The 20,739-nt window shown below is 66.6% G+C and carries 17 protein-coding genes; 9 read left to right on the top strand and 8 right to left on the bottom strand.

All coding sequences use genetic code 11. The annotated features are described in order from the left end of the window. The 5 genes from LQF10_RS02005 to LQF10_RS01985 all read right to left on the bottom strand — a co-directional run bounded on the left by LQF10_RS02005 (window position 1) and on the right by LQF10_RS01985 (window position 5,196). Window positions 1-1,356 (bottom strand): sn-glycerol-1-phosphate dehydrogenase, encoded by a 1,356-nt coding sequence (locus LQF10_RS02005; protein WP_231065839.1) that lies wholly within the window; start codon window positions 1,354-1,356, stop codon window positions 1-3. A gap of 17 nt (window positions 1,357-1,373) precedes the next feature. Next, the gene (locus LQF10_RS02000; protein ID WP_231065838.1) at window positions 1,374-2,957 is read right to left on the bottom strand and encodes an FGGY-family carbohydrate kinase; all 1,584 of its coding nucleotides are present in this window, start codon (window positions 2,955-2,957) and stop codon (window positions 1,374-1,376) included. Window positions 2,958-2,961: 4 nt separating this feature from the next. Continuing rightward, on the bottom strand, window positions 2,962-3,822 hold the full coding sequence (locus LQF10_RS01995) for an HAD-IIA family hydrolase (RefSeq protein WP_231065837.1): 861 nt from the start codon (window positions 3,820-3,822) through the stop codon (window positions 2,962-2,964). A 15-nt stretch (window positions 3,823-3,837) separates the two neighbouring features. Then, window positions 3,838-4,296, bottom strand: a complete 459-nt coding sequence (locus LQF10_RS01990) for a ribose-5-phosphate isomerase (RefSeq protein ID WP_231065836.1) — start codon at window positions 4,294-4,296, stop codon at window positions 3,838-3,840. Window positions 4,297-4,386: 90 nt separating this feature from the next. After that, window positions 4,387-5,196, bottom strand: coding sequence for a DeoR/GlpR family DNA-binding transcription regulator (locus LQF10_RS01985; RefSeq protein WP_290371157.1), 810 nt, complete (start codon window positions 5,194-5,196; stop codon window positions 4,387-4,389). Window positions 5,197-5,392: 196 nt separating this feature from the next. On the opposite strand from LQF10_RS01985, the gene LQF10_RS01980 reads away from it, so the two are divergent. The 3 genes from LQF10_RS01980 to LQF10_RS01970 all read left to right on the top strand — a co-directional run bounded on the left by LQF10_RS01980 (window position 5,393) and on the right by LQF10_RS01970 (window position 10,560). Beyond that, window positions 5,393-6,397: a LacI family DNA-binding transcriptional regulator gene (locus LQF10_RS01980; protein ID WP_231065834.1), complete on the top strand. Its 1,005-nt coding sequence runs from the start codon at window positions 5,393-5,395 to the stop codon at window positions 6,395-6,397. Between the two features lie 190 nt (window positions 6,398-6,587). Then, window positions 6,588-8,270: a glycerol-3-phosphate dehydrogenase/oxidase gene (locus LQF10_RS01975; protein ID WP_231067224.1), complete on the top strand. Its 1,683-nt coding sequence runs from the start codon at window positions 6,588-6,590 to the stop codon at window positions 8,268-8,270. Window positions 8,271-8,511: 241 nt separating this feature from the next. Continuing rightward, entirely contained in the window at window positions 8,512-10,560 is a 2,049-nt protein-coding gene (locus LQF10_RS01970) for a PhoX family protein (protein WP_231065833.1), read from the top strand. A 133-nt stretch (window positions 10,561-10,693) separates the two neighbouring features. Here the strand turns inward: LQF10_RS01970 and LQF10_RS01965 are convergent, their stop codons facing one another. From LQF10_RS01965 to LQF10_RS01955, 3 genes are read right to left on the bottom strand one after another with little or no spacing between them, the layout of a single operon-like run. Further along, the gene (locus LQF10_RS01965) at window positions 10,694-11,995 is read right to left on the bottom strand and encodes an AGE family epimerase/isomerase (protein WP_231065832.1); all 1,302 of its coding nucleotides are present in this window, start codon (window positions 11,993-11,995) and stop codon (window positions 10,694-10,696) included. Then, window positions 11,992-12,978 carry a Gfo/Idh/MocA family protein gene (locus LQF10_RS01960; protein WP_231065831.1) on the bottom strand — a complete coding sequence of 329 codons (987 nt, stop codon included), beginning with the start codon at window positions 12,976-12,978 and terminating at the stop codon, window positions 11,992-11,994. The genes LQF10_RS01965 and LQF10_RS01960 overlap by 4 nt, the downstream gene beginning before the upstream one ends. Further along, the gene (locus LQF10_RS01955; RefSeq protein ID WP_231065830.1) at window positions 12,975-13,847 is read right to left on the bottom strand and encodes a Gfo/Idh/MocA family protein; all 873 of its coding nucleotides are present in this window, start codon (window positions 13,845-13,847) and stop codon (window positions 12,975-12,977) included. Before LQF10_RS01955 ends, LQF10_RS01960 begins: the two co-directional genes overlap by 4 nt. 88 nt (window positions 13,848-13,935) lie before the next feature. Between LQF10_RS01955 and LQF10_RS01950 the strand changes: the two genes are divergently transcribed. The 6 genes from LQF10_RS01950 to LQF10_RS01925 all read left to right on the top strand — a co-directional run bounded on the left by LQF10_RS01950 (window position 13,936) and on the right by LQF10_RS01925 (window position 20,719). Continuing rightward, on the top strand, window positions 13,936-14,976 hold the full coding sequence (locus tag LQF10_RS01950) for a Gfo/Idh/MocA family protein (protein WP_231065829.1): 1,041 nt from the start codon (window positions 13,936-13,938) through the stop codon (window positions 14,974-14,976). Next, entirely contained in the window at window positions 14,973-15,962 is a 990-nt protein-coding gene (locus LQF10_RS01945; protein ID WP_231065828.1) for a Gfo/Idh/MocA family protein, read from the top strand. The genes LQF10_RS01950 and LQF10_RS01945 overlap by 4 nt, the downstream gene beginning before the upstream one ends. Before the next feature lie 27 nt (window positions 15,963-15,989). Then, window positions 15,990-17,432 carry a DUF1961 family protein gene (locus LQF10_RS01940; protein WP_231065827.1) on the top strand — a complete coding sequence of 481 codons (1,443 nt, stop codon included), beginning with the start codon at window positions 15,990-15,992 and terminating at the stop codon, window positions 17,430-17,432. Window positions 17,433-17,559: 127 nt separating this feature from the next. Then, complete coding sequence (locus LQF10_RS01935; RefSeq protein WP_231065826.1) at window positions 17,560-18,810, top strand: ABC transporter substrate-binding protein; 1,251 nt, start codon at window positions 17,560-17,562, stop codon at window positions 18,808-18,810. Window positions 18,811-18,887: 77 nt separating this feature from the next. After that, window positions 18,888-19,826 (top strand): carbohydrate ABC transporter permease, encoded by a 939-nt coding sequence (locus LQF10_RS01930; RefSeq protein ID WP_231065825.1) that lies wholly within the window; start codon window positions 18,888-18,890, stop codon window positions 19,824-19,826. Continuing rightward, window positions 19,826-20,719: a carbohydrate ABC transporter permease gene (locus tag LQF10_RS01925; RefSeq protein WP_231065824.1), complete on the top strand. Its 894-nt coding sequence runs from the start codon at window positions 19,826-19,828 to the stop codon at window positions 20,717-20,719. The genes LQF10_RS01930 and LQF10_RS01925 overlap by 1 nt, the downstream gene beginning before the upstream one ends. Window positions 20,720-20,739 lie beyond the last annotated feature (20 nt).

The raw sequence follows: 20,739 nt of genomic DNA, 5'->3' as shown, positions 1-20,739 counted from the left end.
TCAGGACCAGGGGCGGGTGGCCCAGAAGCCGCCGTCGGCGAACAGCTCGTCCACGCACTCGGTGAGCAGGCCCGTCTCGAACAGCAGATCGAGCAGGGTGTACCGGCTGCGGATGGCCTGCGCACGGAGGTAGGTCTCGCGGAACCTCGCCCGGTCCACTCCGATCTGCCCCGGATGCGTCACCGCGCCGACCACGCCGAGGATCCGCTCGATCTCGGCGGCCGGGAGCAACTGCTCACGCACCCGCTCGGCGATCTGCGGCCACTTCTGCCTCACCAGCGCCAATCGCTCCCGCAGCTGCTCGGGCTCGAGGTGCTTGGCCTTGCTCTGCGCCACGGTCGCCTCGACCAGGTCGTCGGGGAAGGTGGCCCGGATCTGCTCTTCACGCTCGTCCCAGGTGGGCCACGCAGTGACAACAGCGTCGATGTCCACGGCAGTCAGGTCGCGGCGGAGCACCACCTCATACAGCGCGCACAGGGAGATGGTTCCGAGCCCCACCTTCATCCCGTGCGAGAGCGGCGGCTCATCGTCCATCCCGAGCTTCTCCATCTCCCACAGGTGGGAGAACTGGTGCCCGGCCCCGGAAGCCGGCCGCGAGGACTGGTACGCCTGCATACTCAGCCCGGACATGATCAGGCCCTCGGTGAGGCCGGAGATCGCAGCCACGTCACCGTCGCGCAACCCCTCCGGATTGCTGAGCGAGGCCCGCAGTGGCCCCTGCACGAGGTCCCACACTCCGTGGTCGATCGGCTCGATACCCAGTTCGTCGGCGATGATCCAGTCCGCACCGGCGGGCACCTTCTCGATCAGGTCCCCCACCCCCGTGGCGGTGAGCCGGGCCGGTGCGGCGGCGAGGACCCGCTGGTCCGCCACCAGACCGGCCGGCGCGGGGCAGAAGATGGTCTGCTTGAAGCCGTCCTTGGTGATCGAGGAACCATAGGCCGTGTACCCGTCCATCGAGGCTGCAGTAGCGACATTCAGGTACTCGCGCTCAAGCTCCCCGGAGGCGAGTTTGGTGAGATCGTTCAGTGTGCCCGAGGCGATGGAGACGGCGATCGCATCGAGGGGGCGCAGGTGTTCACGCAACGTCGTGACGTTGTCATAGCTCGCGTAGAGCGTGGGCACGCCGGGGAAGACATACGGCTCAGCGAGCGGCACCCCGGCAGCCCGCAACGATGCCGTCACTGCCTCACCGGCCACTGCCCAGGTGTTCTCGTCGGCCACCACAATGGCCGTGCGGGTACCGAACAACTCCGTGTAGACCGCGCCCGTACGCGCCAGCACGTCCGTGCCGATCACGATCGCGCGGGTGTCGGTGGCGTCTGCGAGCGCAGTCTCGATCAGGTTCTCAGTCATCCAGGGATCCCTTCAGATCAGGCGAGATGGTCCTGCATCCGGTGGATCGGATCGCGCAGGAGGGGGTAGGTCTCGATATAGGCGTCCACGTACGGGCGGTACGCCTCGTGCCGGGCCGGGTCAGGATCGAGCACGACGGCGGTATGCACCATCGCCTCGGCCGCCTCGCTCACGCTGGGGTACAGGCCGGCGGCCGTGGCCGCGAGGATGCCCGCACCGAGCACGACGGCGTCACCCACCTCGGTCAGTTCGATCGGCACGCCGGTCACATCGGCGTGCATCTGGATCCAGTCACGGCTCTTCGTGACACCACCGCAGGCCACGAGCGTCGTGACATCCAGCCCCGCCTGCCGCATGGTGCGCAGGTTGTGCTCGGTGCCGTAGCAGACGGCCTCTTGGATGGCCCGGTACAGGTGCTCACGGGTGTGCCGCAGGCTCATCCCCCACAGGATTCCGCGGGCCTGCCCGTCGGTGTAGGGCGTCCGGTTGCCCTGGAAGTACTCGTTCATCACGAGGCCTTCCGCACCGGGAGGCAGGTGCCGTGAGCGCTCGTTCAGGAGCTCGTAGGGACTGCAGGCACTGGTGCCATCTGCTGCTCGGCGCTCGGCTTCTGCACTCACATCGCGGGCGAAGTTCTCCACGAACCACTTCAGCACCGAGCCGGTGGAGACCTGCCCGCCCTCCACGGTGTACTGCCCGGGTAGCACCGCATCGGTGTACGCGCCGAAGAAGCCCGGCCCGCTGATCGGCGTGGCACTCTGCCCGGTGAGCACGTGTGAGGAGCCGGTGATCAGTGCCATTCGGCCGGGTCGGAGCGCGTTGAGCCCGATCTGCCCGGCCCACGCGTCCCCGCAGCCCTGAGCAATGGGCGTTCCTGCCCGCAGCCCCAGCGCATGGGCGGCATCCGCGGTCAGCGAACCGACCCGGGTACCCAGATCCACCACGCGCTCGGGCACCTTGGCGAGCGCCTCGGCCGCTCCGACGTGGGCATAGAAATCGGTCGGCCACCCGCCCTCGTCGCGATTGTGGAACATCCGCAAGGCGGCGGAGTTGATGTTCTGCGTCCACGCTCCGGTGAGCTGGTGGGTGAGCCAGTCGGCGGCGTCCACCAGGTAATCGGCGTGATCGAAGAGGTCACGGTGGTTCTCGGCGAGCCAGGCGGCCTTGAACGGGAACCACTCGGCGCTCGCCGGTGCTGCACCGTCACCGATATAGCGCAACGCCACCGAGGTGGAGGAGGCCGCACGGCCCGCCTGCTCCACGGCACGCACGTCCATCCACAGGATCGCATCGTCGAGGTGCTCGCCGGAGGCAGTCATCGGCACCACAGTCATGGTGGTGGCGGCATAGCCGATTCCGGCGATCTGGTCACCAGCCAGCCCGGTGGTACCCATGACGTGCGCGGTCGCTGCGCACAGGGCGGACCACCAGTCGTCGGGGCTCTGGGTGGCCCATCCAGGGCGGATGTGAGTGGTGGCGTACCCGGAACTGGCGACGCCTGCGACCTGTCCGCGTGCATCAATCACGGCGGCGCGGCAGCTCTCCGTGCCGAAGTCGATGCCGAGCACGTACGGTCCTGGGCCGTCGACTGCGCTGGTCATCGACTCATTCGTCCTCGTCGGTCCACTCGAGTTCCCGACGTAGTTCGGCCGGGATCAGGTGGTCGATCCGCTCGAGCACGAACGTGGGCCGGTTCAGTTCCGGCAGCGCCTCGGATTCGTCCCGGGTGGAGTCCCCAGTGAGTACGAGCGTGGAGACCATGTCGGTGTTGACCGCCATCTGGATATCGGTGCCGAGCCTGTCCCCCACCATCATGCACCGGCGCGGATCGACGTCCAGGCCAGCAAGTGCCGCGGTCAGCATGTCCGGATCCGGCTTGCCCACGTTCTTGGTCAACGTGGTTCCGGTACATGCTTCGATGGCGGCCACGATGGCGGCCGCGTCGGGTTCGCCTCGCCCCCCGGGGAACGGGCAGTACCTGTCCGGGTTGGTCGTCACCAGGATGGCCCGCTGGTGGTACCAGATGGCGTCGAAGGCGATCTGCAGCTTGCGGTACTCGAAGGTGCGGTCGTAGCTGGCGATCACGATGTCGATCTCAGCCGGGTCCTCGCTGATCGCGATCCCGGCTTCGCGCAGCGCCCGCACGAGCGGTTCTTCGGCGATCGGGAACACCGTCTTACCCGGGTGGTTCGCCTGCAACCAGCGCACCATCACCACGACCGTGTTGGCGATCTCCTCCACCGCTGTGGGCAGTCCGAGCCGGTCCAGCTTCTCGGCATACTGATGGGGATCTTTGGTGGGATTGTTCGAGAGGAACCGCACCGGAATGTCCCGGCGGCGCAGCTCGTGGATCATCCGCGCGGCACCGGGCAGGAGATCGTCGCCCAGGTAGATCGTGCCGTCCATGTCGAACACGTAGGCGTCGTACAGCTGCGTGGGCTCCGCCGCCTGCGTCCCATGCGTCATCGGTGGCGCTCCTGGTCAGTCGGTGGGTTCGTAAGAGCAGATGGCATCCACCTTCTGCTTCGAGGGGGAGGTCGGGTCGAAGACATGCTCGAGCCATTCACCAGCGAGCTTGCGAGCCAACTCGATCCCGATCACCCGCTGACCGAAGGTGAGGATCTGCGCGTTGTTCGACTTCACCAGGCGCTCCACGGAGAAACTGTCGTGCGCCACCGAGGCGCGGATCCCCGGCACCTTGTTCGCTGCGATCGCCACGCCCATGCCGGTGCCACAGATGAGCAAGGCCCGGTCCGCCTCACCGGCGGCGACCTTGCGGGCAGCATCCACGGCCACGTGCGGGTAGTCGACGTCCTCACCAGAGCCGACTCCGACGTCGACCACCGAGTCCACCCTGTCATCGGCGGCGAAATCCGCTTTGATCTTCTCTTTGTAGTCGAACCCAGCGCTGTCGGCGCCGACGATGATCCGCAAACCCATGACCTACCTGTCCTTCCGGCGCACCTGCGCCTCGACTTACTCAAAGATTATCAGTGTTGATGCAAAAAACTCCATAGATAGTGAGAAGAACTACGACACGGCCGATGCGACCTCCACCTGAACTCCCGCCTGGCGCAGATCGTCCAGCACCTCCTGGGGTGTGGCGCCGTCGGTGATCACTGCATCGAACGCCGTCAGTGGTGCCACCTCATGCAGTGCCCGACGGCGGAACTTGGTGTGGTCGATCAGCGCGACACTGCGCGCAGAGGCCGCCATCATGGCCCTCTTCACGGCCGCCACCTCCGCATACGGGTGGTAGGTGACGCCGTCGGTGATCCCGGAGACGGAGACCATGCACACATCGGCGGCCAGGGACCCCACCACGGACGCGGTGACAGGACCCAGCAGCGCCTCCGCCCAGGCTTCGTATTCGCCGCCGGTGAGCACGAGCTGCACACCCGGCCGGCCACGCACCTCCTCGGCCACGAGGAGGGAGTTGGTCACCACGGTCAGCGGGGTCTGCTCGCGCAGCTCCCTGGCCGTCAGGACACCAGTGGTGGAGTCGTCCAGCATCACGGCGCTTCCGCGCGGCACGGCGGCGGCAGCATGGCGTGCAATGGCACGTTTGGCCGCCTCGTGCTGACCGAGCCGGAAACGCGCGGGCGCTTCCTGCAGGTTCGATCCGGCAGCCGTGACCACACCGCGGTGGCGCACCACCATGCCGAGAGACTCCAGGTCGGCGAGGTCCCGGTAGATGGTCACCGCAGACACACCGAAGGCGGAGCCGAGCTCATCCACGCTGACAGCGCCGTCGCGCAGCACCAGGTCCACGATGCGATTGCGACGTCTGGTCGCCTCCGCGGGAGCACGGCCACGGCCCGACGACCGGCGATCCTGCACGCCTGGGGACACTGGTCACCTCCCATTCTCCGTCTCGACCCTACTGCCGGCGGCGGCACAGTAAGGTCGATGAACTAGCCGGCGAACACACGTGGCGGGACCACCGGGCAACGATGCAGTACGCCGTGGGCCGCTCGCTTCACGCTCGCCGGCACCGCACCGCCCGCCCGCGGACACCAGCAAGGAGGCACCGAACGTGACGGCGACCGAGCCCACCACCCGGGCGACGATCCGCGATGTGGCCCGGGCCGCCGGGGTCTCCCACCAGACAGTCTCGCGGTTCCTGCGCTACGACGGCGCCGGGATGAAGGCCGCCACCCTGGAACGGATCCGGGCGGCCGTGGCCGACCTCGACTACCGGCCCAGCCTGGTGGCGCAGGCGATGCGAGGTCGGCGGACCGGCCGCCTCGCCCTCGTCCTGCCCTCCGGGAACGCGGTCAGCTCCCTGGAGGTCCTCAACGGTGCGACCGACGCAGCCCGGGAGCAGGGCTACGACGTGGAGGTGGTACTGCTTGGCGGCGGCGACAGCGACCGGCACAATCGGCTGCGTGCGATCGCCGAGTCCACCCTCTTCGAAGGCGTTCTCTGCCTGACACCCATCCCGGCCGAGACGGTCGCCTCCGCTCTCGTCCCCTTGATCGTCTCCCCCGACTACGACGCCGAGATGCGCAGCATCGGCACCCTGGCCGAGGGTTCCAGAATCGGCGATCTGCTCGATCGGTTGGCCACCCTCGGCCACCGCGATGTCCTGCACGTCTCCGGGAACTACCGGCATACCTCCGCCCGGAGCCGCCGAGACGAGTTCATTGCCTCGGCCCGGCGGCTCGGCCTGACCTACCGCGTGGTCGACGGCGACTGGACCGGTGATGCCGGCCGTAGCGCCGTCCTGGACCTACCGGAGGACCGTGGACCGACGGCAGTGGTGGCCGCGAACGACATGGTGGCGGCGGGTGCGGCGCGCGGCGCCCGTGAACGCGGTTGGGACGTGCCGGGCCGGTTGAGCGTGACCGGGTGGGACAACCACCCGCTCGGGGAGTGGCTCTCGCCTGGGCTGACCAGTGTCGCCATCGACCACGTCCGGCTGGGGCGGGGTGCGATGCACTCGCTCCTGGCGGCCGTTCGCAAGACCGAGCACATCCCGGACCCTGAACCGATCACCCGGATCGTGTGGCGAGAGTCTGTCGGTGCCCCACCATGGTGAGCAATGACCGGCGCGCGCATCGTGCGGACGTGACCGGCGCAGGTGCACGTTCGTGCACCTGCGTTGCACGTCAGTGCTCCGCGCGGGACGATCAGATCGGAAGCACCTCGAGGTCGAACGAACCATCACAGGAGATGCAGTGACACGCTCAGCGCTGACGAAGCACAGCCGCGCCGCCGCCCTGGAGGCGATGACCACCGGCGAACCGCTGGACGTCCTCGTCGTCGGAGGCGGTATCACCGGGGCGGGCATCGTGCTCGACTCGGTCACGCGCGGCCTGACCACAGGAATCGTGGAGATGCAGGACTGGGCCGCCGGGACGTCGTCGTGGTCCTCCAAACTCGTCCACGGTGGCGTGCGCTACCTGTACAACCTCGACTTCAAACTGGTGGCCGAGGGGTTGCGTGAACGCGGGCTCCTGCTCACCAAGACGGCCCCGCACCTGGTGAAGGCGCAACCGTTCCTCTGGCCCCTCAAACAGCCCGTGATCGAGCGGGTGTACAGCGCCCTGGGCATCGGGCTCTACGATGCGATGGCCGTCATCGGCCACCGCGGGATGGCGGTGCCGATTCAGAAGCACTACTCCCGCGCCGGCGTGCAGGAGCTGTTCCCCGATGTGCGCGCCGACAAGCTGGTGGGCGGAATCCGGTTCTACGACGCCCGGGTGGACGACGCCCGCCTGGTGATGACATTGGTGCGGACCGCGCAGTCTTTCGGGGCGCATGCCGCCGCCCGCACTCAGGTGGTGGATTACGTCAAAGAGGGCGGGCGTGTGGTGGGTGCCGAGGTGATCGACCTCGAGACCGGCACCCGGCACACCATCCGCGCCACGCGAGTGATCAACGCGACCGGCGTGTGGACCGAGGAGACCGAGGCACTCGGTGGCACTGAGGGCGGATTGCAGGTGCTCGCCTCGAAGGGCGCCCATGTGGTGATCCCGAAGGATCGGATCTCCGGCGACGTCGGTCTGTTCCTGCGCACCGAGAAGTCGGTGCTGTTCATCATCCCGTGGCAGCGGTACTGGATCATCGGCACCACCGATACGCCCTGGGATGAGGAGCGGCTGCACCCGGTGGCCACGCGCGCCGATGTGGACTACATCCTCGAGCATGCCAATGACGTCCTCTCCTCGAACCTCACCTTCGAGGACGTGATCGGCGTCTACGCCGGCCTGCGCCCGCTGGTGCAACCCGGAACGAAGGACGGCGGCACTGCCTCCACCAAGGTCTCCCGCGACCACACAGTCGTCGAGTCCGCTCCCGGGCTCACGGTGATCTCCGGCGGCAAACTCACCTCCTACCGGCTGATGGCCGAGCACGCCGTGGATCACGCTCTGGGCGACGAAGCGAAGCGCAAGCCCTCGGTCACCCCCGACACCCCGCTCATCGGCGCGCCTCGCCTGGAAGCGATCACCCGGCAGGCGCCGCAGATCGCCGCACGATACGGCTGGGACAAGGCTCGGATGGAGCACCTGCTCGGCCGCTACGGCTCCGACCTGGACACCCTGTTGGCACTCGTTGACGACGACCCGGAGCTGGGCAAGCCATTGGAGTCCGCTCCGGCCTACCTACGCGCCGAGGTGACGATGGCGGTTCAGTACGAGGGCGCCCTGCACCTGGAAGACATCCTGATGCGGCGGGTTCGGCTGTTCTTCGAGCACCGCGACCGCGGTGTGAGCGCCGTGGAGGAGGTCGCCCTGCTCGTCGCTCCACTGCTGGAGTGGGATGAGCAGACCGTACGCCGTGAAGTCAGCGCCTACGCCGAGATGGCTGCCGCCGAGGAGGCCGCACTGGGCACGATGACCGACGCCGAGGCCGAAGCGGCTCGGCTCGCCGTGGCCGACGTGGTGCCGCTGGCCGAACTGGAGAACTGACCCTCCGGGGTACTCGTCGACCCGGTCGCCGCCGAACTGCCGGATCGACCGACAAGGGCGAACAGCCAACGATTTACGCACGATGACTCTTTCTTTAACGCCTGACTGGCCGTTGCGCCAGCATCGGGAGTTGATGGTCAACGAGTTTTCACGTCTCGTTCATTCACTCGCCAGGTTCTCGCGGGGTCGCACTTCGTAGCGTCAGGGGCGTCCACCCCCTCTGATGCGAAGGAGCACACTCGTGGTGCGCCGTTCTCTCCCGCTGATCACCCACTCCGGCGGGCGATCCGCCATGACCTGCCGCGCGAAGTGCGGCGATGCTTGTTTCCAGGAGGCACCGAACACCTCCGGGAACCCCTACTTCGGCGATCTGGTCGCCACCGCCCTCTCTCGCCGTTCGGTGCTGCGCGCCAGCATGGTGCTCGCCGGGGCCGGCACCGCCGGCGTGCTGGGTACCGCCGCACCGGCGGCCGCTAGCCCCGGCAACCGCGGGTCCAGCGCTGCCCCCGGTCTTCGGTTCACACCCGTTGCGCCGAACACGGCCGACACCCTCACCGTGCCGGACGGGTACGCGTGGGATGTGGTGATCCGCTGGGGCGACCCGCTCTTCGACGCCGACGACGAGTTCGACCCGTTCGACCAGACCCCCGAGAAGCAGTTGCGCCAGTTCGGCTACAACTGCGACTACCTCGGCTTCCTCCCGCTACGCGGCCGCCAGCAGCTGCTCGTGAGCAACCACGAGTACACCAGCGAGGAAATGATGTTCGACGACTACGACCCGGTGAATCCCACCGAGGAGCAGGTGCAGGTCGCGTGGGCGGCACACGGGTTGAGCGTGGTGGTCGTGGAGCCGCCGCGAGGGCGCCCGGCAGGGCTGCAGCCGGTGGTCGGGCACGAGCTGAACCGGCGCTTCCACACCTCCTCCCCGTTCGAACTCACCGGCCCCGTCGCGGGTTCCGAGCTCGTGCGCACCACCGCCGATCCTGAGGGTCGGACCGTGCTGGGCACCCTGAACAACTGCGCAGGCGGCCTCACCCCGTGGGGCACCTGGCTCACCGCCGAGGAGAACTTCAACCAGTACTTCGCGAACGCGAACCAGGTGAGCGACCCGGTCGTCTCCGGCCGGCTCGCCCGCTACGGCATGAGCGGTGGGACCACCGGCCGCCGCTGGGAGGAGTTCGACCCCCGGTTCGACCTCGCACAGGAGCCGAACGAGGCCAACCGATTCGGCTGGGTGGTGGAGATCGACCCGTACGATCCCACCTCCACCCCCAAGAAGCGGACGGCGCTCGGCCGGTTCAAGCACGAGGCCGCCGAGCCGCGGATCACCGACGACGGTCGCGTCGCCGTGTATATGGGTGATGACGAACGGTTCGACTACTTCTACAAGTTCGTCTCCTCCGGGACGTACCGGCCCGGCAACTCGGCCGCCGCCAAGGCGCACAACGCCACGCTCCTGGACGAGGGCACGCTCTACGTGGCCCGATTCACCGGCAACTCCCCCGCTGCGGAGATCACCGGCACCGGTGAGCTGCCCGCAGACGGCGCCTTCGACGGCTCCGGTGAGTGGATCCCGCTCGTCTCGGGAACAGAGTCGTTCGTGGAGGGCATGAGTGCCGAGGAGGTCCTCCTCTTCACTCGCCAGGCCGGGGACATGGTGGGCGCCACGGCGATGGATCGACCTGAAGACGTCGAGCCGAGCCCGACGTCGGGGCACGTGTACGTGGCGCTGACCAACAACAGCCGCCGCGGCACCGGCACGAACCTTGGCGTCGATGAGGCGAACCCGCGAGTGGGCAACAAGCACGGTCAGGTGCTCGAACTCATCGAGGCCGGGAACGACGCCGCTGCCGAGACGTTCGCGTGGTCGTTGTTTCTCGTGTGTGGGGACCCCGGGGATCCGGGCACCTACTTCGGCGGCTTCGACCCGGCGCAGGTCTCCCCGATCTCCTGCCCGGACAACCTCACCTTCGACTCGTTCGGGAACCTGTGGATCAGCACCGACGGCAACGCTCTCGGCACGAACGACGGCCTGTTCGGGGTGGCCGTGGAGGGTCCGTACCGCGGCCAGGTGAAGCAGTTCCTCACCGTGCCACTCGGCGCGGAGACGTGTGGCCCATGGGTGGACAATCGTCAGGTGTTCGTGAACGTCCAGCACCCGGGCGAGACCGACGGCTCCACGTTTGCGAACCCCTCCTCGCACTGGCCCGACGGCGGCTCCGCCGTTCCACGCCCGTCCGTCGCGGTGGTCTGGAACGAGCGGGGTGGCCGGATCGGTCAGGGCTCCTGACCGCATGAGAAGCGGCCCGATCCGATCAGAACCGGTGTGACGTCAGGGCCCGCCGATCGTGAGCAATCGCGCGCGGCGGGCCCTGCTCACCTACCCCGTCAGCAGTGCGTGCTACAGGCGGCAAGACTGCCCCTCATGTGAGGTTGAGTTCGACGATCTGCATCAAGTTCCGCGTGATGTGGAAGGGATCCTTGACCGGCAGCGCCACCACCTCATCGCGTGGCGATCCGTCACGGTTGCGGATCTGCACCCATTCCTCGCCGGCCGACCGCCCGGGAAAGGTGCCGAGCGTGTACCGCCAGATCCGCTCAAACCACTCGGCGCACTCTGCCCGACCGTATCGGTGCGCGGCCGTCGCGGTGACGGCTGCCGCTTCGGTGTGCACCCACCACAGCTTCATATCCCAGGTACGGCGCACGAGTTGCTCGTACTCAGATTCGCCGGCCATCCCTCGCGGAGCCCCACCTGCCTCGTCCACGTACCGGAACAGTCCCCCGTGCTCACCGTCCCACCCGAGTTCGCACAGCGGCGCGATGCTCGCCAGCGCTCTCTCTCGATGAGTCGCATCACCGAGCAGTTCCATCGCCTCCAGTGCGATCCACATCGCCTCCAGCGCATGGCCGGGAACACGGTGCGAGGCAATCAGGTTCGAGCCAGGCGGCCCCGAGTCGCCGCCGTGCTGGGAGGCATCCAGTGGCGGCATCTCACGGAAGCCGTGAGCGCCGTCGTGAAAGGACATCACTGCGTCCAGTTCGGCGGCGAGAGCCTCCTCGCGCGAGGTCACCACGGCGACGTCTCGTTCTGCCCGAGTCATCACGACGAGGGCGTTCAACAGGATCAGGTGCGGCCCGAAGGCGTTGTGCCCGCTCGGGATGGCGTACGGCGGAGTGGGCGCTACCCGCTGGTGGATATCGTCGTGGGCTCGGTCAATGATGCGGCGTGCGGGCCCAAGCCATCGCGTCTGCCCGCTCTGGCGGGCGACCTCCGCGAATCCCATCGCGACGAACAGGTCGGCATAGACACTTCGCGCAGGCTGGCCGGCCGCCTCGGCGGAACCATCGCGTACGAGCGCGAAGGCACACGTGCCGTCTGAGCGGAGCGCATGATCCGCAAGGAACTGAGCTCCGCGCACTGCGCACGCTGCCAACTCGTCGGCGCCCACGCCGTCGACCGGCTGGAGCAGCCCGGTGCGCACCAGCGAGCTGGCGTGCGCAAGCGTCCAGACGAACCGTCCCTGCGACCAGGTGAACTTGTCGTCACTGACGCGGATGCGCCCGCGGTTGTCGAAGCAGGTGTGGAATCCACCGTGCGCGTGGTCGATCCCGTTCGCCAACCAGAACGGCAGCACGACCTGCTCCAGGTGTTCCCGTGCTTGCGCAGCGGCCATGTCGAGCGGCACCTCACGCACCGCGCCACCTCCCGGGAACCCGGTCATCGTGGCCGCACCGCCCTGCCGGTGCGCATGGATTCGTACGCCGCTTCGATGAAGGCGACTGCGGCGCGCGCTTGGCTCGAGGTCACCAGAGGTTCGCGATCACACTGAATCGCCTCGACGAAATCGACCAGCTGCTCCCGTTCCATATCCCGGGACGCGAACTCCGGAGGCTCGCTGCCCTGCGCCGACACGAAGTGCTCGAACTTTCCTGCGGCCGTCACGGCAGTGCCGCCGTCGCCCATGATGGCCACCCGGATCGGGAGGTCACCGAACGCGGTCGTGCTCGCGAGGAAGGTCAGCACGGCACCGCTCGCGAAGCGAGCCGTGATCGAGATGGTGTCCTCCACCTCGATGTTCTCGTGTGCCAACAGGCCGCCATAGGCGTGCACTTCCTCCACCTCGCCGAGCAGCCACAGGATCATGTCGACCATGTGCACGCCTTGGTTCATCAGTGCACCGCCGCCGTCCAGGGCCCACGTGCCGCGCCAGGCGCCGGAGTCGTAGTACTCCTGTGTGCGCCAGAGCGCGATCTCCACAGTTGCCGAGGTGATCGAGCCAAACACACCCGACCGGATCGATCGGTGCAGGAACTGGGACTCGGGCAAGAACCGACGTTGGCTCACCACACTGAGCACTCTGCCGGAGCGCCGCTCGGCAGCGATGATGCGATCGGCTGCTTCGACGGTGACGTCAATGGGCTTCTCGAGGAGGACGTGTTTGCCCGCCTCGAGAGCCGCGACTGCCACATCGGCGTGCAGCCCGGACGGGATCGCGATGACGATCGCATCGACGTCCGCACGAGCCAGGAGGGAGCCAAGCGGCATCGCCTCGGTGCCGTACTCCGCTGCCACGGCTCGCGCGGCGTCCTCGGACGAGTCGGCGATCGCCACCAGCTCGGCGGTCCCGTTGTCCGCAAGCAGCCGGGCCACGTGCTGGCGACCGATGATACCGACGCCAATGACGCCGAAGCGGACGGGCGTCATGACCGCACCTGTCCGGGCAGTGCGTCCACGACGGCGCTCAGTACCGCAACCGGTGCGATCAGCGTCTCGTTCGAGGCCGGAGCGACGCCGGTTGCGATCGCCTGCACGAAGGCCGCCAGTGCGGGAGCATTGTAATCCTTCTCGAGCACGAGGGTGCGGGTCAGAACGCCATGGGTGTGCACGGCGGTGGCGTGGAAGGGCACCCGCTCATTCTCGGTCGGCGCCACGAACGTCAGGGTGAGGTCGACGTTCGCCACCCGCAGCAACGCCGTCGTGGTATCGCCGCTGCGGCGAACCGTTGCGGGGACGTTCCCGGCTGCCACCACGGGATTGCCGAGCATCTCCAAGGCTGTCTCGACGTGATGAATACCGTAGAAGAACAGGCCGGAATAGGGGCTGTCCGGGTCGCCGGGACCGACGATGTGCAGGCTTCGCAAGGCTCCAGCGCCGGCTCCATCCTTGACGAGCTCGGCGACCTGTGGCACAAAGCGCAGCGCGGATGCGGAGTACACCGGTACCCCCGAGGCTGCCGCAGCGGCGAAGATGGCCTCCGCATCAGGAACCGTCGTCGCCAGCGGCTTGTCCACGAGCACCGGCAAGCCGGCCTCGAGCAGCGGTTCGGCCTGCTCCCGGTGCCGAGCGCCGTCACGCGTAGAGATGATCGCGGCGTCGATGACGCCGAGCAGATCGGCAGGTTCGTCCACGATGATCTCGATGCCGCCGGCCTTGGCCAGCGCAAGGTTACGCTCCGTGCGGCCACCGCAGAGGGCGACGGCGGACACACCGGGATGCCTGATCTCGTCGTTCAGGAATCGGATGAAGTGATCGGTGTGGGAGTTCTCGGTCCCGATGAAGCCGATACGTGTCACGTGCAGTCCCGTCGTCTCATTCCACAGTTCGGCTCATCTTGACATGCAATCGATTGCAGTTCAAGGAGTGTGCCCGTATGGTGACCGCATGGAGCAGCGAGGGCCGGGAGAATCGATCAACGGGGCGATCCGGATCGGCATCGTCGGACTCGGCACTATCGGCACCACGCACGCACGCGCTCTCCAGGAAATTGAGAACGTGCAGGTGACCGCCTTCAGCGGCGGATCGGCAGATGCCATGGCCGACTGTGGCTGGCCCGGAGCGCAACAGCGTGCGGTCAAGGAAGTGATCGCCCACCCGAACGTCGATGCAGTCGCCGTCTGTACGCCGTCGCAGACGCACGCCCGGCTCGCCCTCGCAGCCGCAGCAGCGGGAAAACACGCGGTTGTTGAGAAGCCCCTCGCCACAACCAGCGGTGAAGCGAACCAACTCGTGAGAGCTCAGCGAGACCACGGCGTCCTGATCGCCATGGTCGCCCAGCGGCGATTCGAACCCGAGGTCGTTGCCGTGAAACGACTACTCGACGCTGGTCAGCTGGGCACGGTCCGGTTGGCGGTCACGCAGGTGCACTGGTTCCGGGGGGAGGACTACTACCGCGCGGCACCGTGGCGGTCCTCGATGCCTGCCGGTGGGTCGCTGATGAACCAGGGGGCACACAACGTCGACCTGCTTCAGTGGCTGTGCGGGCCGGCCGCTGAAGTCACGGCGCAAGTCGCGACGGTGGGACATGACATGACGGCGGAGGACACCGCTGCCGCAACGGTGCGGTTCACCTCCGGTGCACTGGGCCTGATCAGCACATCGACCGCCACACCGCCAGGTACACCCGCCACGTTGACGCTGCACACCAGCCGCGGAGTCGTCGAGCTGGGTCAGGGCGAGATCGTGCGATGGGACATGCCGGACACGCCGCGACCCGCGTCATCGGCGTCGGTGACCAGCGGCTCCGCCGACCCCGCTGCGATCGGTGTAGCCGGACATGTCGCGATGTGGAATGAGGTCACCGCAGCCCTGCGGGGCGGGCGTCGATGCGCGATCGACGCCACTGAAGCCGCCCGCACCGTGCACCTGTTGGACGCGATCTACCGGGCGGCCGAGTCGGGCGAGCGAACGGCGGTGTCGGCATGATCCAGGTCGCGATTCTTGGTGCCGCACATCCGCACGTCTCCTATGCACTCGATGAACTGGCCGCGCGCGAGGACTGCGTGCTCGCCGGGGTGGCCGAACCCGATCCAGCCATGCGCGCCGCGTACCTGCCCGGCCTCGGCGGCGCGCCCCTCTACGACTCTCCCGCCGACCTGCTAGCCGATCGTGCTGTGGACGTCGCGCTCGTTGCCGGGGTTTACCGCGAGCGGGGTTCCGCCGTGCTCGCGGCACTGGAAGCGGGCGCACACGTGATCGCCGACAAGCCGCTGTGCACCTCACTCGACGAGCTCGATCTGATCGAGCAACGCGCTGCGCAGACAGATCGACACGTCTGCATCGTGTTCGAGAAGCGCTTCCATCCCGTCACGCGCGCGGTCCGCCGGCTGCTCGGGGAGGGCGAGCTCGGTGAGCTGGCCCTGATCGCGAGTACCGGGCCGCACAAGCTGAATCTTCCGAGCCGCCCACCGTGGTTCTTGCAGCGGCAGACGTACGGTGGCATCGCCGGCGACCTGCCGGTGCACGACATCGATCTGGCGCTCCTTCTCGCCGGAGCGACCTCAGGCACAGTCTGCGCCCAGACCGGCAATGCACGACGGGCGGAGCATCCGAACTTCGACGACCACGTGGCCGTTCTCCTGCGGGCAGGAGCCACGACAGCGACGATCGAGGCGAACTGGCTTGCCCCGCAGGCCTCCGAGGTGCACGGTCACTACCGGATGCGCCTGACCGGCTCTGAGGGCACCGCCGAGCTCGATTGGGCTTACGGCTCGCTGACGGTCGAGACCCACGGGCGAGCCCGTCGCGCCATCGACCTCCCGGATCCGGTCCGCCCCGCGGCGTTCTTCTTTGATGCAGTCGCCACGGGCAGTGAGCCCGAGATCACCACCGCACAAAGCCTGCTCGCCACGCGCGTGGCGCTGCTCGCGCAAGAGAGCGCGGACCACGGTGGCGAGCAACGCCACTGGTGAAACGCCGAGGGCCTGGAGGCCAGATCCATGATGACACTCGTCCTGACCGGTCCAGCGGCTCTGAATCAGGCCGGGCCCGCAGTGCGTCAGAACGGTCCGCACCGCTTCATCACTGCCGACGGGCGTACCGGGTACCACCCAACGACCCGCACCACTGAACTGACAGTAGAGACCGACGCGGTCAGGAGTCCGCACTGGTCGCTGGCGCTATGGGTATGTCCTCTCGACGACCTCGACGTCGCTTCTCCGCTGAGCTGGATCACTGAACATGACCCGGAGGCGGCACGCTATCCGCTCGTGACGGATGCTCCGCCGTCGGGAGGACTCGGCGGCACGGTGCTCGGCTGGTATTGGACCTCACAACTGCGACCGGCCATGTTCGCGAAAGTGGTCCATGGCACCCCTGATCCAGGACAGCTACCCGCCTCGACCCAGGTGGAGCACCTCCCGCTCGAGGCGGGCACCTGGTATCACCTGGTGCTGACCTTCTCCGAACCTGAGAAGCGGATGTGCCTGTGGGTGAACGGGGTGCTGGCGGGTATCAGCGAGTTCGACTTCACCGCTGACCGGGCAGGCGAACGGCTCCATATCGGCAACCCGGCGATGGCGTTCGCGTCGGTCGCGGTGCACCCGTGTGAACTGACCGCAGAGCAGGTGCGAGCCGATTTCGCAGCCTCTGCCTCCACCCGCAGCGAGAATGCTGCAGAACGAATCCGGCCACTGTTCGAACCACAACCTCGCCGACCAGTCGATTGGGAGGCAGATTCTGAGTGGGATCTGCAGCTCGAGACCGACTTCACTCGGCCGGACGACCTGGATGGGTGGGCGCTGCACGGCTGCCAGCGGGCGCCGCATGAGATGAAGGAGTTCCGCGCGACGCCGGAAGGTCTGCTGCTGCACACACCGGAGGAGGTGGCCGAGGAGTCCCGCATGTACTTGTGGAGCCCCCGAATGTTCGAAGGAGATCTCGCCGTGGCTATCGACTTCCGCATGGAGCTGGACAGCGGATTCGCCATGCTCGTGACTCAGGCGTGCGGAATGCAGCGAGAGGACGTGCTCGCCGAACCCGGTGACCTGGCCCGCGGCGCGATGGAGGTCATCACCCGTCACCGGCTTCGGAACTACTACTGGGGATTCTTCCGGCGCACTCCGACCACTCCCAAACACGTCGCGTCGCACACGCTTGTGAAAAACCCATGGGCGAGAAACCTCGCCCTCTCAGCCTCTGCTCCGCTGACAGTTGGCGACTGGCATCAGTTGCTGTTCGTCCAGGAAGGTGGACGATTGCGCGGAGCGATCGACGGCGTATGGGTGGTCGACGGTCTGGACGATCCGCACCAGAACTACGGACCCCTGCTGGGTACCGGACGCATTGCGCTGCGCCTGATGTACCAGACCCGGATGCGCACCCGGAACATGCGGGTCTGGACACGCTCCCGCGGTATCACGCCGATCGAACGGACGGCGTAACAGATCACAGTTCGGATACGGACACCACGTCCCTTGACAGGGCATCGTGCCGATCGTTACGTTGCGTGCAACCGATTGCAGTTTCCTTGCTCTCGATGCTGATCACTCGATACCCAATGGAGGGCTCATGAAGCACAAGGCCAAGGCCGCCGCCAGCGCGGCTGCAACGAGCGCACTGCTGCTGCTCGCGGCATGTGGTGGCGAGGGTGAGACCCCCGACGAGCAGAGCGCCGCCCCCGAGGACGTCTCCGGCACGGTGACGTTCTGGACGTATCCGTTCTCGACGATCACCGAGGCGTCGTGGTGGCAGCCGTACGTGGACGAGTTCAACGAGGAGTACCCAGACGTCGAGATCGAGGTTGTGATGCAGGCCTGGCAGGGGCGTGAGGAGTCACTCGTCACTGCGATCACCGGCAACAACGCACCAGACGTCGTCTACTTCAATCCGGACTTCGTGCCGAAGTACGCCGACCAGGATCTGCTGCTCCCGATGGATGATCTGCGGGAGGACTGGGACCAGTTCTATGACTCCTCGCTCGAGTCCATGACCTGGGACGACACTCTCTACGGACAGCCCATGCTGATGCAGCTGCAGACGTCCTACTGCAACACCGATGTGCTGGACGAAGCAGGTGTCGCCGAGTGCCCGACCACCTGGGACGAGTTCCGCGAAGCCGCGCCAGCCATCCAGGAGGCCGGCTACTACGCGACCGAGTACAACGGCGTCTCCACACTGAACCACACCTTCTACCTCTACCTCTGGCAAGCAGGCGGTGAGGTGCTGAACGAGGACATGACCGAGGCGACATTCAACGGCCCGGAGGGTCTGCAGGCGCTGGAGTTCATCCAGGAGATGGTGGACAACGAGTGGGTTCCACAGGAGCCGTTGAGCATCGCTGAGCCCTTCGAACAGACCGATGCCGGGCAAGGCAACCTCGGATACGTGATGGGGTCCAACTTGGCGTCCACCCGTCAGTTCATCGACCCCGACGTCATCGAGACCGTCCCGCCGATGAGCAACGTCGAGCAGGTTGCCTCTGGCTCAGTGGGCGCATGGTCGATCTTCAACACCACCGAGTCCCCCGAGGCCACTCAGGCCTGGGTTCGGTTCCTTGGCGAGCCGGAGTTCCTTGAGGACTTCCTGAGCGAGTCGGGATACCTCTCACCGCGCGCTGACATCGAGGGATTGTTCGCCGATGACCCGCAGATCGCCGAAGGAGCGGACTACCTCGAGCACCTCCGCACCGGCGTCCAGCACCCCAAGGCTCGCGAGATCATCGACATGATCCGCCCGCACATCCAGAGCGTGCTGCTCGAGGGCGCTGATCCGCAGGAAGCGCTGGATGCAGCCGCCGATGAGGTGAACGGGGCTCTCTGACCCCGAGACAGAAGTTCCCTGTTGCGTGGGGCCAGCCGCAACGCTGCCCCACGCTCACTCTCAGAAAGGGATCGATCATGGCAGTAGCCACGGGATCCGCGTCGGTGGATGAGGCGGCGCAGAAGGCACCGCAACCACCCGTCCGCCGGCGACAATGGTGGAAGTCGAAGAGCGCTATCGCGGCGTACATTTTCATTGCGCCCTATGTGGTGTTCTTCATGGTGTTTCGCGTGCTGCCCGCGATCTACGGGATCGGTCTCAGCTTCGGCGAGTACAGCCTCGCAGGTGCGTTCGAATTCATCGGTGTCGATCAGTACGTCAAGCTCTTCGATGACCCCGTTTTCTGGGACTCGCTCTGGGTCACACTGAGATACGCAGCGATCGCCATGCCGCTGACAGTGGTGCTCTCTCTCGCGATCGCGCAGCTGTGCAACCGGATGATGCGCGGTATGGCGTTCTACCGTTCAATCTTCTTCCTTCCCGCGGTGACCTCGCCGGTGCTCTCTGGCCTCATCTTCGTGTGGATCTTCTCCGAATCGGGCCCGATCAATCGCCTCCTCAGCGCCGTCGGGCTCGCACCGATCAGCTGGCTACAAGACAGCTTCTGGGTGCTCCCGGCGCTCGCCCTGGTGAGTGCGTGGATGAACTTCGGCTACAACATGCTCATCCTGCTGGCCGGCATGCTGGCGATCCCGCAGGAGTACTACGAGGCGGCGTCCATCGACGGCGCGAACGCCTGGCAGCGCTTCTGGCGTATCACGTTGCCGTCCCTGCGCCCCGCACTGTTCTTTGTGCTCGTGCTCGAGACGGTCAAGTCGTTCCAGACTTTCGACACCATCTTCGTGATGACGGGCGGTGGCCCCGTACGGGCCAGCTACACCCTCACCTTCATGCTCTATGACCAGGGGTTCGGCTACTTCGACTTCGGCTACGCCAGCGCCGTGGGAGTCGTTCTGCTGATCATCGCCCTGGTCTTCTCACTCATCCAACGCCGCCTGGTCGGGAGGGACGACTGATGTCCGCGACACATGATCTGCCGCAGGCCACCGCTCCGTCGCCGCGCCGCACGAACGCCCCCATGCCCGCACAGCGCCAGCTGATCCGAGCTCGTCGGCTCGTTCCGATGCACGCGCTGCTCGTGGTTGTCGCTGTGGTGACCGCCTTCCCGTTCTACGCGATGGTGATGATCGCGTTCCAACCGGGGCAAGCGATCGTGCTGCCGGACTCGATGTTCCCGGAAACTCTCTCCCTCGCTGCCTTTCAGGACGCTCTCAACAGCCAGAACATCCCGCAGTGGGCATTGAACTCGGCGATCTACTCGATCGTGTCAGTCGTGATCGTCCTGCTGTTCGCGTCGATGGCCGGATACGCCTTTGCGAAGAAGCGCTTCGCGGGACGAGAGGTCATCTTCTGGGTCTTCATCGCGATGCTGATGATCCCCTACCACCTCACGATCATCCCGCAGTACCTCATCGTCGGTCAGCTCAACGGCCTCGACACGATGTGGGGGATGATCGCCGCAACGATCGCGAACGCCCAGGCAATGTTCCTGATGCGGCAGTTCATCTACAGCATCCCGGACGAGATGCTCGATGCAGCCAAGATCGACGGCGCGAGCGAGTTCCGCGTCTACTGGTCAATCGTGCTGCCCCAGACCAAGCCCATCATGGCGACCCTGGGCACGTTCGTCTTCCTCTGGCACTGGAACGATTTCCTGTGGCCGATGATCTCGCAACAGTCCCCCGAGAACTACGTACTGACCGTGGGGCTGAACACGCTGCAGGAACAGCAGGTGCCGCTCGCGACGATGATGGCCGCGGCAGTGGTCAGCTTCATCCCGACTCTCATCATCTTCATCCTGCTGCAGCGCTACTTCGTCCGCGGCGTCATGATGTCCGGGATGAAGTAGAAGGCAAGGGTGGGCCACGC

Origin of the sequence: Ruania halotolerans, assembly GCF_021049285.1 — a bacterium.
In the GTDB taxonomy this organism is placed as follows: domain Bacteria; phylum Actinomycetota; class Actinomycetes; order Actinomycetales; family Beutenbergiaceae; genus Ruania; species Ruania halotolerans.
Note: the sequence above shows the minus strand (reverse complement) of the source record. Positions and strands in the feature narration are given on the sequence as shown.